We start from the raw sequence: 15181 nt of genomic DNA on the forward strand, positions 1-15181 counted from the left end.
CATGAAGACCCGAATTCTGCTGGCCGCCGCCGCGGCCATGGCGCTCTCGGCGGGCGCCGCGCTCGCCGCGCCGTCGCCGGCCGTCACAGCCGCCATCGCCGACGCCAACCGGCCCGCCGCCGACACCGAACTGGACGCGGTCCGCAAGCCGGCCGAGATGCTCGAATTCTCGGGCGTGAAGCCGGGCCAGACGGTGATCGACCTGATCCCCGGCGGCGGCTACTTCACCCGCCTGTTCGCCAAGGCCGTGGGGCCGAACGGAACCGTCTACGCCGTCGGCGGTCCGGCGCGCGACCCGGCCAAGCCGCCGGCCCAGGACACCCTCGCCGCCGATCCGGCCTATTCCAACGTCAAGTCGATCCACGTGGCGCTGACGGGCGGGGTCGCGGTCCCGACCAAGGCCGACATCCTCTGGACCTCGCAGAACTATCACGACGTCAAGAACATCCCGAACGTCGATATGCTGGCGTTCAACAAGTCGATCTACGACGCCCTGAAGCCCGGCGGCGTCTACATCGTGCTCGACCACGTGGCCAACGCCGACACGGCGAACGCCACCAGCACCGTGCACCGGATCGATCCGGCCGTCGTGAAGCGGGAGGTCGAGGCCGCCGGCTTCAAGTTCGTCGGCGAGAGCGACGCGCTGCGCAACCCGGGCGACGATCACACCAAGGGCGTGTTCGACCCCTCGATCCGTCACCACACGGACCAGTTCGTCTACAAGTTCAAGAAACCAGCCTAAAGCACGGAAGAAGAGCACATGACCCGCGTCGCGTTCATCGGCCTCGGCAATATGGGCGGCGGCATGGCCGCCAATCAGGCGAAGGCGGGGCGCGAGGTCATGGCGTTCGACCTCTCCGCGGCGGCCCTGGACCGCGCGCGCGGGCAGGGCTGCAAGGCCGCGCCGTCGGCGTCGCAGGCCGTGGCCGGCGCGGACGTGGTCATCACCATGCTGCCGGCGGGGGCCCACGTCCGGAAGGTCTACGCCGAGGACATCCTGCCGCACGCGCCAAAGTCGGCGCTGCTGGTCGACTGCTCGACCATCGACGTGGACAGCGCCCGCGCCGTGGCCGCCCAGGCCAAGGCGGCCGGCTTCCGGTTCGCCGACGCGCCGGTCTCCGGCGGCACGGCCGCGGCCGACGCCGGCACCCTGGCCTTCATGGTGGGCTGCGACGAGCCCGACTTCGCCGCGGTCGAGGCGGCGCTGGAGCCGATGAGCCGAATCACGATCCGCGCCGGCGACCACGGGGCGGGGCAGGCGGCCAAGATCTGCAACAACATGGTCCTGGGCATTTCGATGATCGGGGTCTGCGAGGCCTTCGCCCTGGCCGAGAAGCTGGGCCTGGACGGCGAGCGCTTCTTCGAGATCGCCTCGAAGTCGTCCGGCCAGTGCTGGAGCCTGACCAGCTATTGCCCGTGGCCGGGCCCGGTGCCCGCCGCGCCGTCGAATCGCGGCTACGAGGGCGGGTTCGCCACCGCCATGATGCTGAAGGACCTCAAGCTCGCCCAGGAGGCGGCCGCCAAGGCCGGCGCGGCTGCGCCGCTGGGGGCCGCGGCCGAAGGGCTCTACGCCCTGTTCGATCGGCTGGGCGGCGGCGGCAAGGATTTCTCGGCCATCCTGGAGATGCTGCGCGGCCATGCGCCGCCCCCGGCCGCTTGATCCGGATCAAGGCGCGTTCCACTCACGGATTCTATGCCCGCTTTCACGAAAGCCGCGCCTGACGGGGCGTTCATTTTATGGACATCCGCAAGTCAGGGCGCCAAAAGGCGGTCGTATCCGAAGGTCTGGCAGAGCGCGAAGGCGCCACGGGATTGACGTCGATGGATTACAGGGAAGCTTTCCGCACGGCCCTTGAGCGCGTCCGCTCGGAAGGACGCTACCGCGTCTTCGCCGACCTCAAGCGTCACCGCGGCGAGTTCCCCCGGGCCACCTGGACCAAGGGCGACGGCTCCACCAGCGACGTCACCGTCTGGTGCTCGAACGACTATCTCGGCCAGGGCCAGAACCCCGTCGTCCTCGACGCCATGCATCAGGCCATCGAAGAGGCCGGCGCGGGCTCGGGCGGCACCCGCAACATCTCGGGCACCACCCACTATCACGTGGAGCTGGAGGCCGAGCTGGCCGACCTGCACGGCAAGGAAGCCGCGCTGCTCTTCACCTCCGGCTACGTCTCCAACGAGGCGTCGCTGTCGACCCTCTACAAGATCCTGCCCGGCCTGATCGTCTTCTCCGACGAGCTGAACCACAACTCGATGATCAGCGGCATCCGCGCCGGCAAGCGAGAGCAGCGCCGCGTGTTCCGCCACAACGACCTGGAACACCTCGAACAGCTGCTGATGGAAGCCGATCCGGACGCGCCGAAGGTGATCGCCTTCGAGAGCGTCTATTCCATGGACGGCGACATCGCCGACATGCGCGGCACGGTGGCGCTGGCCAAGAAGTACGGCGCCATGACCTACCTCGACGAGGTGCACGCGGTCGGCATGTACGGCCCCCGCGGCGCGGGCGTGGCCGAACGCGACGGCGTGATGGCCGAGATCGACATCATCGAAGGCACGCTGGGCAAGGCGTTCGGCGTGATGGGCGGCTACATCGCCGCCGACGCGGTGATCTGCGACGCGATCCGCAGCTGGGCCGACGGCTTCATCTTCACCACCTCGCTGCCGCCGGCGCTCGCCGCCGGCGCCGTGGCCTCGATCCGCTACCTCAAGGCGCACAACGAGGTCCGGCTGGCGCACCAGGAGCGTGCCGCCACCCTGAAGGCCAAGTTCCGCAAGGCGGGCCTGCCGGTCATGCCCAGCGTCAGCCACATCGTGCCGGTGCTGGTGGGCGACCCCATCCACTGCAAGATGATCTCCGACATCCTGCTCGAGGATCACGGCGTCTACGTCCAGCCGATCAACTTCCCCTCCGTGCCGCGCGGCACCGAGCGCCTCCGCTTCACGCCGTCGCCGGCGCATACCGACGGCATGATGGACGAGCTGGTCGAGGCCCTCGAAGCCCTCTGGGTCCGCTGCAACGTCAAGCGCGTGGGCGGCTACGCCGCCTAGGCCGGCGACGGCCGCCGCCTGCGACATTCCGCGCCGCGGCGTTTTGGCCTGCACTCGAATCCGTCGAAGCGTGCTCAACTCCAGATCGGGATCCGATCTGGCCCACAACCCGACACAGGCGGTTCCCGGACGCCCCTCGCGAGAGGGGCGTCCTGTTTTCCGGGAAGCCTCAGTTGCGGCGGCGCACGCCGCGACCCAGGCCGATCTTCTTGGCGAATTCGGACCGCCGCGCGGCATAGGCCGGCGCCACCATCGGATAGTCGGGCGCGAGGCCCCAGCGGCGGCGATAGTCGTCCGGGCTCATGTCGTAGCGCGAGCGCAGGTAGCGCTTGAGCATCTTCAGCTTCTTCCCGTCCTCCAGGCACACGATGTAGTCGCGCTGGATCGAGCGCCCGACCGGCACGGCCGGCTTGGGGCGTTCCTCGGCCACCACCGGAGCCGGGTCGGCGAGCTGCCGCAGGGCGGTGTGGACCGAGCGTATGATGTCCGGGACGTCGTCGGTCGTGACCGGGTTGCGGCTGACGTAGGCCGCCACGATTCCCGCGCCCAGCCGCATCAGGTCCTCGCCCGACAGTTCGCTCGAATCGGGAGCTACGCTCATGACTTCCCCTTCTCGACAGACAGCCGCCCGCGCTGACGCCATGGCGCCGCGCCGTCGTCTTTCCGGGTCAACGCTGGGCGGGCGCGATAGTTCCCCCGGCGCGGTTGGAGCGAGGGGCGTTCGGGAGTAAAGGAGGCGCTCCGCGCCCCCGGGATTCATTCGTCCGCCAGAAAGGTCTCGCCCTTGAACCTGCACGTCCAAGCACAGCCCGCATCCGCCGACTTCTTCAACCAGGGCGTCGGCCAGGCCGATCCTGAACTCGCGGGCGTCCTGCAGGGCGAGCTGAAGCGGCAGCAGGATCAGATCGAGCTGATCGCCTCGGAGAATATCGTCTCCAAGGCCGTGCTGGAGGCCCAGGGCTCGGTGCTGACCAACAAGTACGCCGAGGGCTATCCGGGCAAGCGCTACTACGGCGGCTGTGAAGTCGTGGACGAGGCCGAACGCCTGGCCCAGGAGCGCGCCAAGCAGCTCTTCGGCTGCGAGTACGCCAACGTCCAGCCGCACTCGGGCAGCCAGGCGAACCAGGCGGTGTTCATGGCCACCATGGCGCCGGGCGACACCTTCATGGGCATGAACCTGGACCACGGCGGGCACCTGACCCACGGCAAGAGCGTCAACCAGTCGGGCAAGTGGTTCCATCCCGTGGCCTACGGCGTGCGGACCCAGGACCACCTGATCGACTACGATGAGGCCGCCGCCGTGGCGCGCGAGCACAAGCCGAAGGTGATCATCGCCGGCGGCTCGGCCTATTCGCGGGCCATCGACTTCGCCCGCTTCCGCGCCATCGCCGACGAGGTGGACGCGCTCCTGATGTGCGACGTGGCCCACTACGCCGGCCTGATCGTGGCGGGGGAATATCCCAACCCGTTCCCGCACGCCCACGTGGTCACCACCACCACCCACAAGACCCTGCGCGGCCCCCGGGGCGGCATGGTCATGACCAACGACAAGAAGCTGGCGAAGAAGATCGATTCCGCCGTCTTCCCGGGCCTCCAGGGCGGGCCGCTGATGCACGTGATCGCCGCCAAGGCGGTGGCGTTCGGCGAGGCCCTGAAGCCCGAGTTCAAGACCTATGCGAAGCGGGTGATCGAGAACGCCCGCGCCCTGGCCGACGGCCTGCAGGACGCCGGCTTCAAGATCGTCTCGAACGGCACCGACAGCCACCTCATGCTGGTGGACCTGACCCCCAAGGGCGTCAGCGGCGCGGTCGCCGAGGTCGCGCTGGAGCGCGCCGGCATCACCACCAACAAGAACTCGATCCCCGGCGACCCGCTGCCGCCGATGCAGACCTCGGGCCTGCGCGTCGGCTCCCCGGCCGGAACCACCCGCGGCTTCGGCCCGGAGGAGTTCCGCAAGATCGGCCACTGGATCGGCGAGGTGCTGGACGCCGTGGCCACCGGCGAGGACTCCTCGGCCGTCGAGGAAAAGGTCCGCGGGGAGGTCCTGGAGATGACGAGACGCTTCCCCATCTACAGCTGATAGCGTTTATTGGCCGCATAGGGGGCTAGATCATGCGCTGCCCGTTCTGCGGCCACGAAGAAACCCAGGTGAAGGATTCCCGCCCGTCGGAAGACGGCGCGGCGATCCGGCGTCGCCGGATGTGCCCCGCGTGCGAGGGCCGTTTCACGACCTTCGAGCGGGTGCAGCTGCGCGAGCTGACCATCCTCAAGCGCTCGGGGCGGCGCACGCCCTTCGACCGCGACAAACTCGCCCGGTCGATCTCCATCGCCATCCGCAAGCGGCCGATCGAGCCCGAGCGGGTGGAGCGGATGATCTCGGCCATCGTGCGCCAGCTCGAAAGCATGGGCGAGACCGAGCTGCCGTCGTCCACCATCGGCGAGCTGGTGATGAAGCACCTGAAGCAGCTCGATGACGTGGCCTACGTCCGCTACGCCTCGGTCTACCGCGACTTCCGCGAAACCCAGGACTTCGCCCGCTTCCTGGGCGAGGAAGGCCTGAACGAGGTCCTGGCGCGCGAGCGCTAGGTCCGGTTCGCGGGCCCTACAGCGCGTCATCCCGGACGCAGGGCGCGCAGCGCCCGAAGATCCGGGACCCAGCAGCTCAGATGTCGACGCTACGCGGCTGGCTCCCGGCTCTCCGCGCTCTTGCGAGCGCTCCGGCCGGGATGACGAAAATGCGGGGTGAAAGGCCGGTCCTCGGAGCGCCGCCGATGTCTCCATCCTACCCGGAGGCGAGCTCCGTAAGATCGGATCTCGGATTGATCATGCCCACGCCTTGACAGAAAGAACGCGGTTCCGCCTGGCAGACCTCGTGAAGTGGCGCCCCTCGACCTTGAGCTGCTGTTGGGTGCAGAATTGATTGCAATGTTCGAGAACACAAGTCAGGGTATATTAGCGGTGGGGGCGACGCATGTTCAGACTTGTGTTGACGGCGTTTTGTGCCTGGCTTGTGGCGACGCCCTGCTGGTCGCTGAGTTTCGGCGTAAAGGGGGGGCTTGATGGGTCGACCCGCCGTTTCTTAGAGCGGTATCCTGCTACCGTCAGGGAGGAATTTATCAAAGCGCTTGAGCAGGCCCTTCCGCTGCTAGACAAGAGCGTCGATACAGCGTTCGACCGCATTGATTTTTCGGTGGAGAAGGCCACCGATCGCTTGCAGTGTACGCTAGAGACCCTACCGCCGATCGCTGGAAGTGCGGCTGATAGAGTCGTACGGGAAGTTCTAAACAAGCCATCCGGCAACACCGCCACGAGCAATCTTCTGAGATTTGCGGAGAATCGGCGCGAGAAGATCAACGGAAGCACCAGTCCGACCTGGGCGTTCGCACGTTACACGGACGTCATAGCAACGGTACGTGAGGTTAGATGTAGGTTTTCTGGAGTTCCCGATCTCGTGCTTGCGATTGATCAGCTGTCGATTAGCTTTTTTGAGAGTCATGATACCTGGAAATACATAAAAGAAATTGACTGCGATACGGCGAACAATTGCTACGGTCTACTTTATAGAGATACAGTCGCTCTTATTGGTGCTTCCGACCCGCGTGATGTAGTGGCAACAAATGCCAAGGTTCGAATCGAAGCCTTGCCAAAGCCAGGCATCAGGCTGAGCGGCGACGGGTTCGAACGGGTAGGATCCGCTCGGGGAAGTCGTCTGCCGCTCAAAGACTATGAGGCTGACGCACGCGAGCTTCGGTCAATCCAACTCGGAATAGCCTTCGAAAGTTTGAAGCGCGCTGACGCGGCGATGAAGATGCTCGACGGCTACGCCGTCCAACTCGCCGGCGCCGAGAACGCATATGCGAGCATCATCGCCGGCTATGGTTCCAACAATTCCCGTCTCCTCCGAGTAGCCGTTCTTGGTGATGGTTCGGGAATGGGACCCGCGGAGACGCTGGAGTCATCATTGAAAGATATCAATTTTGATCAGGTCCTCGCGACTTCGGATGCAGAAGAAGTGAATGTCCGCGTCGCAAAGATGCGCGGTTCGAGAGACAGCCAACTCGCTGCGGTCAAGGACATACGGGCAGGCTTCGAGAGTCGGTTGAACTCGGTACTCGCTTACGAAGCCGAACTGGCAAGGCGTCAGCGTTTGGCTGAGGAAGCTGCTGCCAGGGTTGACCGAAGAGGCGGAGGCGGCCCTCCAGGCGGCGGGTGTCCTCGCTGTTAGCAGCTGCCTAGGCCAATGCGACCTCTCCACCCGTCCCTGACATTCGCGACGTCCGCCCTCCGCCTACGTCCGTTCCTGACGTACCGGCGTGCTCCACTCCGCGCCTCATGCTGGACGCGCTCGACATCACCGAGGCCGAGGCGGCGGGGCTTTCCGAGCTCGCGGCGCTGGACCTCGCCACGGCCCGCCGCTTCACCGAGCGGGCCCACGCGGCGGAAGACCCCGACGAAGCCAACCGCCTGGCCCGCACCGCCCAGCGCGCCGCGCGCTCCTACCGCCAGTTCCTGCTGCTGAAGGTCCGGCTGAAGCGCGCCCTGGCCGAACATGCGCGCGAACATCCGCAGGTCCGCGACGAAGCCGCCGTGGCCCGGCGCATGGCCACGGTGCGCCGCGCGGTGGCCCGCGTCGCCTGGGCCGAGCGCGAGGCCTGCGAAGGTCCCGACGACGAACGCGACGAGCTGTTCGACGATCTGGTCGGCGGCCTCGTGGAAGGCCTGGCGCGCCGCGCCCCGGACGAGACGTTCGAACGCGCGCCGATCGACGAGGCGGTCGTCGAACTCGCCCTCGAACTGGGCCTGTCCGAGGCCTGCGCCCGCGCCTGGCGCGATCTGCCCGATCCGCCGCCGGAGGCCACGGCGTTCCTCGACGACCTCGACCCGCCCTGGCGCGGCTCGGGCTGAGCCCCGGGACTGGCGGCTCGCGCCCAGCTCCCGCGGGGGAGGGCGACATCTTCGGCGTGAACCTGATCCCGCGCACCCGGGATGCGCCTTCGCATGGCCGCCTCGATTCCGGCGCGCCGGCGGACCTCGTGATCGACAGGCCGGCGCGCCATCTCGCCCGCTGGCGAGAAACGGCCTAAGAGCAGCATCCAACTGTTCAAGGACTTTCGATGAGCGATGAACCGCTGCGCCTCCTGATCGTGGAGGCGCGATTCTACGACGGGCTGGCGGACGCCCTGCTGGATGGCGCGACCCAGGCGCTCGCCGCCTTCGGCGCGGAATATGACGTGGTCTCCGTTCCCGGCGCCCTGGAGATTCCCGCGGCGATCGCGTTCGCGGAGGAGGGCGGTCACCGGCCGGCCGGCAAGCACTACGACGGCTATTTGGCCCTGGGCGCGGTGATCGCCGGCGAAGCCTTCCATTTCGAGATCGTCGCCGCCGAGGCTGTGCGGGGGCTGATGGACCTGTCGGTCGGCCGCCGGCTCTGCATCGGCAGCGGCGTGGTGACCTGTGAAGACGAGGACCAGGCCTGGGCCATGGCCCGGACGAGCGAAGGCGACAAGGGCGGCGCGGCGGCCCAGGCGGCGCTCTCCATGATCGCGCTCAAGCAGCAACTGATGGGGGGCAAGCGATGAGCGCCCACGCTTCGCGCTCTGTGGCGCGGCTCGCCGCCGTCCAGGCGCTCTATCAGATGGAGGTGTCGAGCATCGGCGTCGAGCACGTGATCCGCGAGTTCTCCGAGCATCGCTTCGACCGCGACGTCGACGGGGTGACCCTGGCGGCGGCCGACGAGGCCTTCTTCGGCGACCTCGTGCGCGGCGTGGTGGGCGAGCAGTCCCGCATCGACGCGGCGATCGTGCGGCGGCTGGCCTCGGGGTGGCGGCTGGAGCGGCTGGACGCCACGGTGCGCGCGATCCTGCGCGCCGGCGCCTTCGAGCTGGCCCATCGCCCCGACGTACCCACCGAGGTGGTGATCGACGAATACGTGGAGCTGGCCAAGAGCTTCTTCGAGGGGACCGAGCCGGGGTTCGTCAACGGCGCCCTCGATGGCGTGGCCCGCGACGTCCGGGCGGCCAAGGATGACCCAGCTGGATGAGTTCGGCGAGATCGCCCGGCTCTTCCGGCCCCTGACCCGCGGCGCGGCGGGAGCCTTCGATCTTCGCGACGACGCCGCCGTGGTTCCGCAACGTCCGGGCTACGACCTGGTGGTGACCAAGGACGCCATCGTCGAGGGCGTCCACTACCTGGCCGGCGAGACGCCCGAGCTTGTGGGCCGCCGGCTGGCGCGGGTGAACCTGTCGGATCTCGCGGCCAAGGGCGCCGAACCGTTCGCGGCCTTCCTGGCGGTGGCCTGGCCCAAGGACTTCGGCGACGCCGATCGCGCCGGCTTCGCCGCCGGCCTGGGCGCCGACCTGCGCGAGGCGGGCGTCAGCCTGATGGGCGGCGACACGGTCTCCACGCCGGGCCCGCTGACCGCCAGCCTGACCGCCCTGGGCTGGGTCCCGGAAGGCCGGATGGTGCGCCGCGCCGGCGCGCGGCCGGGCGACCGGCTGATCGTCAGCGGCCACATCGGCGACGGTTGGCTGGGGCTGCTGGCCGCCCGCGGCGAGATCGCCGACCCGGAGGGCCGCCTTGCGGCGCGATACCGCCTGCCGACGCCGCGGCTCGATCTGCGCGCCGCGGTGCTGGAGCACGCCACCGCCGCCGCCGATGTCTCCGACGGCCTGATCGCCGACGCCGGCCACATCGCCGAAGCCAGCGGCGTGGGGCTGATCCTGGACCTGGCGCGCGTGCCGCTGTCGTCGCCCGCGCGGACATGGCTGGCGGCCCAGCCCGATCGCGCGGCCGCCCTGGCGGCCCTGGCCAGCGGCGGCGACGACTATGAGATCGTGGCGACGTCGGCCGTCGCCGTGCCGGGCTTCACGGTCGTCGGCGAGGTCGTCGAGGGGCGCGGGCTGGAGGCGCGGCTGGACGGGCAGGTGATCGATCCGGGCGCGGGCGGCTGGCGCCACGGCTGAACCGGGCTAACGTTCCGGCAAAAGAGGGGGAACGCATGCGCCGGCCGAACTTCATCGTGATCCTTGCCGACGACCTGGGCTACGGCGACGTCGGCTGCGACGGCGGCCGCCATATCCGCACGCCAAACATCGACCGGATGGCCGCCGAGGGCGTCCGGCTCACCGACTTCTACGCGTCGGCCAACGTCTGCACGCCGTCGCGGGCGGGCCTGCTGACCGGCCGCTACGCGATCCGCTCGGGGCTGGCGCACGAGGTGCTGCAGCCGGCCGACACCAAGGGCCTGCCGCTGAGCGAGATCACCCTCCCGCAGGCGCTGAAGCCCGACTACGCCACCGCCCTGGTCGGCAAGTGGCACCTGGGCCACGTGGCGCCGCACTGGCCGCCCACGGTCTACGGCTTCGACCGCTTCTACGGGCTGCCCTACAGCCACGACATGCGTCCGCTCGCGCTCTACGAGGGCCGTGGCGAGGCGGTCGAGCAGCAGGACGGCAAGGTCGAGTTCGCCACGCTCACCCAGCGCTTCTTCGAGCAGACCATCGCCTTCGCCGAGGAGAACCGCGAGCGGCCGTTCTTCGTGCTGCTGGCGCTGACCGCGCCGCACATCCCTCTGGTCCCCAATCCCGACGACCTCACGGGCTCGCCGGCCGGCGCCTATGGCGAGGTGGTGGAGGAGATCGATCTCAACATCGGCCGGTTGCTGGACCGGCTGAAGGCGCTGGGCCTCGACGAGGACACCATGGTGATCTTCACGTCCGACAACGGGCCCTGGTTCGAGGGCTCCTCGGGGCCGTTCCGCGACCGGAAGGGCGGCTCGGCCTGGGACGGCGGGTTCCGGGTGCCGTTCGTCGCCCGCCAGCCCGGCCGTCTCCCGGCCGGCCACGTCGACAGCGGCCTGGCGAGCAACCTGGACCTCCTGCCCACCCTGGCGGCCCTCGCAGGACTGTCGCCGCCCGAGGCCGAACTGGACGGCGCCGACATCTCCGGCATGCTCACGGGTCAGGGCGCCTCGCCGCACGAGGAGATCCTGCTCTTCAACAACAATCACGTGGCGGGCCTCAGGACCGCGCCCTGGAAGCTGGTGGCGCGTTCGTACTACCGGACCTACGACGCCCCGCTCGATGCGCTGCCGCTACTGTTCGACATGCAGGCCGACCCTGGCGAGAACTACAGCGTCGCGCGCCTGCAGCCCGAGGTGCTGGCCGACATGCGCGGCCGGCTGGAGCGCGCTCGGGCCAAGTACGAGCCGATGGCCGACCTCTTCCCGCCTCACGTGGCCCCGGCCAGCGCGGCCGACCACCCCGATTAGGTGAATTCGAACTTCACCTTGGAGCGGCCGAAGTCGAGGGCCACCTGCTCGAACTGGCCCAGCAGGTCCATGCCGATGACTAGCGCGGGCTTGTCGGCCAGATCCCAGATGTCGAACACGTGGGTGTCGGCGCAGGTGACCGGCACGTTGCCGAGCTGCAGCCCGCCCAGCCGCAGGAACGGCAGGAAGACGGACTCGCCGGTGAAGCTCTCGCCGGCCAGCGTCTCCATGCGCACGATGACCGGCTCGGTGCGCCGGCCGCTCCGCAGCTCCTGCGAGCGCGCGATGTCGCGCAGGCGGCTGTTGCACAGGGTGCTCTGGGCGCCGGAGTCGATGATCGCGCTGATGCGCGTGCCGTTGAGGTCGGCGTCGACGATGGTGAGCTGGCCGTGACGGCGGCGCGCGGGCACGATCACGATGCGGCCCGGCACGCCCTCGTCCCGCTGCGAGCGGGTGATCTCCAGCCGACGGGCGCGGAAGTCGAGCACCAGCCGCTGCCCCTTGAGCCAGTCGACGCCCAGGACGCCGTCCACCTCGGGTCCTTTGATCGGCAGCGAGGGCGCGCGCACCCGCTTGCGATTGCGAGGCCCCACCTGGAGTTCGTCCAGCAGCACGATGGGCCGCTCGCGGACTCCGACGACGGTGTGAACCCGCGCCGACTCGCGGGGCTCGAGCGAGAGCTGTTCGGCCAGGCGATGCGAAACGCAGCTGACGTTCGCGCCCGTATCCAGGAGGAAGTTGAAGGGGCCCTGGCCGTTGATCGTCACCGGGGCCAGCATGTGGTCGTAGCGATCCTCGCCCGTGTCGAGCGCGGTGTCGGGCGCGTCTTCGTCGGGCGCCTCGGCCGGGTCGGGTTCAGCGAAGGCGCGCGAGAGGGGCGTCATGGCGCCGGCGGCGCCCAGCAGACCGAAGGCGGCGGCCCGGCGGGTCGGAGACATGCTCCGTCCTCCTCCCTTATTTCGTCGCCGCGACGATACCACCGTTCGGGCAACGCCACCACGCCGTGGCAACCTTACGGCAACAGATTCGGATGATCGTGGGGCCATGCTCCGCCGCGTCCTCATGATCGCCGCGGCCGCCTCGGCGGTCGCCAGCGCCTCGCAAGCCTCGGAAGCGAAGGGCAAGGAGGAGGGCGAGGGGAAGGGCGATGTCGGCCAGTACGTGGACTTGCTGCCTGTGGGCCTGCCGATCGTCTACAAGGACCGGCTGGTCAACTACGTGTTCGTCTATGTGCGCATCAACCTGACGAGCGCGGCCAACGTGTCGAAGTGGCGAGAGAAGGAGCCGTTCTTCCGCGACGCCCTGGTGCGTGTGGCGCATCGCACGCCGTTCTCGCTGCCGTCCGACCTCAGCAAGATCGACACCCAGCGCCTGTCGGCCTCGCTGACCGCCGAGGCCGCGCGGATCGTGGGTCCGGGCCAGATTCGGTCGGTCGTGGTGACCCAGCAGGCCCCGCTGCACCGATACATCCAGCCTGCGGCCTGAGCGACGCGCGCCCTTGTTGCGCGGACCCTTGAAACCTGAGTAGTTTCCGGCCCGTCTTCCGGGGCGCCCGCGCGCGCCGCCGGCAACGTTGGGGAAACATCAAGGGGCAGGGGCATTCGGAAATAGCCGCGAACGAAGGCGGCGCCGGTCCCCTCCGCGCAATCGCAAAGGGGTGCGCATCACATGAGTCCAATGCTTACGCTGGCGATCGTCGCCGGGGCAGGCGCCGTTCTGTACGGCGTGCTCCAGACGATGTCGCTCTTGCGCTCGTCGCCGGGCAACGCCCGGATGCAGGAGATCGCCGCGGCCATCCAGGAAGGCGCGCAGGCCTACCTTCAGAAGCAATATACCGCCATCGCGATCGTCGGCGCCGTGATCCTGGTCGCCGGATACTTCCTTCTGGGCGCGCTTCCGGCGATCGGCTTCCTTATCGGCGCGGTGCTGTCGGGCGCTGCGGGCTTTGCGGGCATGCTCATCTCGGTGCGCGCCAACGTCCGGACCGCCCAGGCGGCGTCGGAAGGCCTCGCCAAGGGGCTTTCGCTGGCGTTCCGCTCGGGCGCCATCACCGGCATGCTGGTGGCCGGCTTCGCCCTGCTGGGCGTCGCGGGCTACTACTTCGTGCTGACCGGGCCGATGGGGCTGGAAAACACCAGCCGTGAAGTCGTGGACAGCCTGGTGGCGCTGGGCTTCGGCGCCTCGCTGATCTCCATCTTCGCCCGTCTCGGCGGCGGCATCTTCACCAAGGGCGCCGACGTGGGCGGCGACATGGTGGGCAAGGTCGAGGCCGGCATCCCCGAGGACGATCCGCGCAACGCCGCGACCATCGCCGACAACGTGGGCGACAACGTGGGCGACTGCGCCGGCATGGCCGCCGACCTGTTCGAGACCTATGCGGTGACCACGGTCGCCACCATGGTCCTGGCGGCGATCTTCTTCCGCGGGACCCCCGACGTGAGCAACATGATGCTGCTGCCGCTGGGCATCTGCGGCGTCTGCATCTTCACCTCGATCATCGGCACGTTCGGCGTCCGCCTCGGCAAGTCGCAGAACATCATGGGCGCGCTCTATCAGGGGCTGATCGTCACCGGCGTGCTGTCGGTGCCGGCGCTCTGGTGGGTGATCCACAGCCTCGCCCCTGAGGCCATCACCGTGGCCGCGGGCACGGCGACCGAAAAGACGTTCGGCGCGAGCCAGCTGTTCTACTGCGGCCTGGTCGGCCTCGTCGTGACCGCCCTCATCGTGGTGATCACCGAGTACTATACGGGCACGGGCTTCCGGCCGGTGAAGTCGGTCGCCAAGGCTTCGGTCTCCGGCCACGGCACCAACGTCATCCAGGGCCTCGCCATGAGCCTGGAGTCCACCGCGGCGCCCGCCATCGTGATCATCGCGGGCATCATCGTCACCTACAGCCTCGCCGGCCTGTTCGGCATCGCGATCGCGGTGACGTCGATGCTGTCGCTGGCCGGGTTCATCGTCGCGCTCGACGCCTTCGGGCCGGTCACCGACAACGCCGGGGGCATCGCCGAGATGGCGGGCCTGCCGCCGGAAGTCCGTGTGACGACCGACGCCCTCGACGCCGTTGGCAACACCACCAAGGCGGTCACCAAGGGCTATGCGATCGGCTCGGCCGGCCTGGGCGCCCTGGTGCTCTTCGCGGCCTACACCGAGGACCTCAAGTTCTTCTCGGCGAACGCCGAGCCGGGCTCGTTCTTCTCGGACCTGGGCGCGGTGGCCTTCGACCTGTCCAACCCGTACGTGGTCGTCGGTCTGCTGTTCGGCGGCCTGCTGCCCTTCCTGTTCGGCGGCATGTCGATGACCGCCGTGGGCCGGGCTGCTGAATCGGTCGTGGCCGAGGTGCGCCGTCAGTTCAAGGAGAACCCCGGCATCATGACGGGCGAGGTGAAGCCGGAATACGGCCGCGCCGTGGGCATCCTGACCTCGGCGGCGATCAAGGAAATGATCGTCCCGTCGCTGCTGCCCGTGGCCTCGCCGGTCGTGCTGTTCTTCGCGATCACCGCCATCGCCGGCAAGGTGAACGGCTTTGCTTCCCTGGGCGCGATGCTGATGGGCGTGATCGTGACGGGCCTGTTCGTCGCGATCTCGATGACCAGCGGCGGCGGCGCCTGGGACAACGCCAAGAAGCTGATCGAGGAAGGTCACCACGGCGGCAAGGGCTCCGAGGCCCACAAGGCGGCCGTGACCGGCGACACCGTCGGCGACCCCTACAAGGACACGGCGGGTCCCGCCGTGAACCCGATGATCAAGATCACCAACATCGTGGCCCTGCTGCTGCTGGCGATCCTGGCGCACGGCGCGGTGGGCTAACCCCCACCCGCCACGGCGGAAACGAAGACGCCCCGGAGAGCGATCTCCGGG

At 68.7% G+C, this 15181-nt stretch carries 14 protein-coding genes and 1 pseudogene; 13 read left to right on the forward strand and 2 right to left on the reverse strand.

The window, feature by feature from the left end:
• Window position 1: 1 nt before the first annotated feature.
• From GC203_RS09620 to hemA, 3 genes are all read left to right on the forward strand, one after another.
• Window positions 2-742 (forward strand): methyltransferase, encoded by a 741-nt coding sequence (locus GC203_RS09620; RefSeq protein WP_293453700.1) that lies wholly within the window; start codon window positions 2-4, stop codon window positions 740-742.
• Between the two features lie 18 nt (window positions 743-760).
• A complete protein-coding gene (mmsB, locus tag GC203_RS09625; protein WP_293453702.1) occupies window positions 761-1660 on the forward strand; it encodes a 3-hydroxyisobutyrate dehydrogenase in 900 nt (299 codons plus the stop codon).
• A 161-nt stretch (window positions 1661-1821) separates the two neighbouring features.
• Window positions 1822-3051, forward strand: a complete 1230-nt coding sequence (gene hemA, locus GC203_RS09630) for a 5-aminolevulinate synthase (RefSeq protein WP_293453703.1) — start codon at window positions 1822-1824, stop codon at window positions 3049-3051.
• 169 nt (window positions 3052-3220) lie between these two features.
• Here the strand turns inward: hemA and GC203_RS09635 are convergent, their stop codons facing one another.
• Window positions 3221-3652 carry a MucR family transcriptional regulator gene (locus tag GC203_RS09635; RefSeq protein WP_293453705.1) on the reverse strand — a complete coding sequence of 144 codons (432 nt, stop codon included), beginning with the start codon at window positions 3650-3652 and terminating at the stop codon, window positions 3221-3223.
• Window positions 3653-3841: 189 nt separating this feature from the next.
• Here GC203_RS09635 and glyA point away from each other — a divergent pair, with 189 nt between their 5' ends.
• The 8 genes and pseudogenes from glyA (at window position 3842) to GC203_RS09675 (ending at window position 11320) form a co-directional block, all read left to right on the forward strand.
• Window positions 3842-5131: a serine hydroxymethyltransferase gene (gene glyA, locus GC203_RS09640; protein WP_293453908.1), complete on the forward strand. Its 1290-nt coding sequence runs from the start codon at window positions 3842-3844 to the stop codon at window positions 5129-5131.
• A 32-nt stretch (window positions 5132-5163) separates the two neighbouring features.
• Window positions 5164-5637 carry a transcriptional regulator NrdR gene (gene nrdR / locus GC203_RS09645; RefSeq protein WP_293453707.1) on the forward strand — a complete coding sequence of 158 codons (474 nt, stop codon included), beginning with the start codon at window positions 5164-5166 and terminating at the stop codon, window positions 5635-5637.
• A gap of 385 nt (window positions 5638-6022) precedes the next feature.
• Window positions 6023-7276, forward strand: coding sequence for a hypothetical protein (locus tag GC203_RS09650; protein ID WP_293453709.1), 1254 nt, complete (start codon window positions 6023-6025; stop codon window positions 7274-7276).
• 107 nt (window positions 7277-7383) lie between these two features.
• Complete coding sequence (locus GC203_RS09655; RefSeq protein WP_293453711.1) at window positions 7384-7956, forward strand: hypothetical protein; 573 nt, start codon at window positions 7384-7386, stop codon at window positions 7954-7956.
• A 209-nt stretch (window positions 7957-8165) separates the two neighbouring features.
• A complete protein-coding gene (gene ribH, locus GC203_RS09660) occupies window positions 8166-8630 on the forward strand; it encodes a 6,7-dimethyl-8-ribityllumazine synthase (RefSeq protein WP_293453713.1) in 465 nt (154 codons plus the stop codon).
• Window positions 8627-9091, forward strand: a complete 465-nt coding sequence (nusB, locus tag GC203_RS09665; protein WP_293453715.1) for a transcription antitermination factor NusB — start codon at window positions 8627-8629, stop codon at window positions 9089-9091. Before ribH ends, nusB begins: the two co-directional genes overlap by 4 nt.
• A pseudogene (thiL, locus tag GC203_RS09670) lies at window positions 9090-10013 on the forward strand (thiamine-phosphate kinase); the annotation flags it as partial. The gene nusB and the pseudogene thiL, both read left to right, overlap by 2 nt.
• A gap of 35 nt (window positions 10014-10048) precedes the next feature.
• A complete protein-coding gene (locus GC203_RS09675) occupies window positions 10049-11320 on the forward strand; it encodes a sulfatase (RefSeq protein WP_293453717.1) in 1272 nt (423 codons plus the stop codon).
• Here the strand turns inward: GC203_RS09675 and GC203_RS09680 are convergent.
• The gene (locus GC203_RS09680; protein WP_293453718.1) at window positions 11317-12258 is read right to left on the reverse strand and encodes a retroviral-like aspartic protease family protein; all 942 of its coding nucleotides are present in this window, start codon (window positions 12256-12258) and stop codon (window positions 11317-11319) included. The genes GC203_RS09675 and GC203_RS09680 overlap by 4 nt on opposite strands.
• Window positions 12259-12364: 106 nt before the next feature.
• Between GC203_RS09680 and GC203_RS09685 the strand changes: the two genes are divergently transcribed.
• Window positions 12365-12805, forward strand: coding sequence for a hypothetical protein (locus GC203_RS09685; RefSeq protein ID WP_293453719.1), 441 nt, complete (start codon window positions 12365-12367; stop codon window positions 12803-12805).
• A gap of 183 nt (window positions 12806-12988) precedes the next feature.
• Window positions 12989-15130, forward strand: coding sequence for a sodium-translocating pyrophosphatase (locus GC203_RS09690; protein ID WP_293453720.1), 2142 nt, complete (start codon window positions 12989-12991; stop codon window positions 15128-15130).
• Window positions 15131-15181 lie beyond the last annotated feature (51 nt).

The organism is Phenylobacterium sp., from assembly GCF_016124325.1.
Lineage (GTDB): Bacteria > Pseudomonadota > Alphaproteobacteria > Caulobacterales > Caulobacteraceae > Phenylobacterium.

What these genes read in the sequence shown, in the direction of transcription:
- GC203_RS09620 (WP_293453700.1), top strand. Translation starts at nt 2, where the DNA reads ATGAAGACCCGAATTCTGCTGGCCGCCGCCGCGGCCATGGCGCTCTCG.
- mmsB (WP_293453702.1), top strand. Translation starts at nt 761, where the DNA reads ATGACCCGCGTCGCGTTCATCGGCCTCGGCAATATGGGCGGCGGCATG.
- hemA (WP_293453703.1), top strand. Translation starts at nt 1,822, where the DNA reads ATGGATTACAGGGAAGCTTTCCGCACGGCCCTTGAGCGCGTCCGCTCG.
- GC203_RS09635 (WP_293453705.1), bottom strand. Translation starts at nt 3,652, where the DNA reads ATGAGCGTAGCTCCCGATTCGAGCGAACTGTCGGGCGAGGACCTGATG.
- nrdR (WP_293453707.1), top strand. Translation starts at nt 5,164, where the DNA reads ATGCGCTGCCCGTTCTGCGGCCACGAAGAAACCCAGGTGAAGGATTCC.
- GC203_RS09650 (WP_293453709.1), top strand. Translation starts at nt 6,023, where the DNA reads ATGTTCAGACTTGTGTTGACGGCGTTTTGTGCCTGGCTTGTGGCGACG.
- GC203_RS09655 (WP_293453711.1), top strand. Translation starts at nt 7,384, where the DNA reads ATGCTGGACGCGCTCGACATCACCGAGGCCGAGGCGGCGGGGCTTTCC.
- ribH (WP_293453713.1), top strand. Translation starts at nt 8,166, where the DNA reads ATGAGCGATGAACCGCTGCGCCTCCTGATCGTGGAGGCGCGATTCTAC.
- nusB (WP_293453715.1), top strand. Translation starts at nt 8,627, where the DNA reads ATGAGCGCCCACGCTTCGCGCTCTGTGGCGCGGCTCGCCGCCGTCCAG.
- GC203_RS09675 (WP_293453717.1), top strand. Translation starts at nt 10,049, where the DNA reads ATGCGCCGGCCGAACTTCATCGTGATCCTTGCCGACGACCTGGGCTAC.
- GC203_RS09680 (WP_293453718.1), bottom strand. Translation starts at nt 12,258, where the DNA reads ATGTCTCCGACCCGCCGGGCCGCCGCCTTCGGTCTGCTGGGCGCCGCC.
- GC203_RS09685 (WP_293453719.1), top strand. Translation starts at nt 12,365, where the DNA reads ATGCTCCGCCGCGTCCTCATGATCGCCGCGGCCGCCTCGGCGGTCGCC.
- GC203_RS09690 (WP_293453720.1), top strand. Translation starts at nt 12,989, where the DNA reads ATGAGTCCAATGCTTACGCTGGCGATCGTCGCCGGGGCAGGCGCCGTT.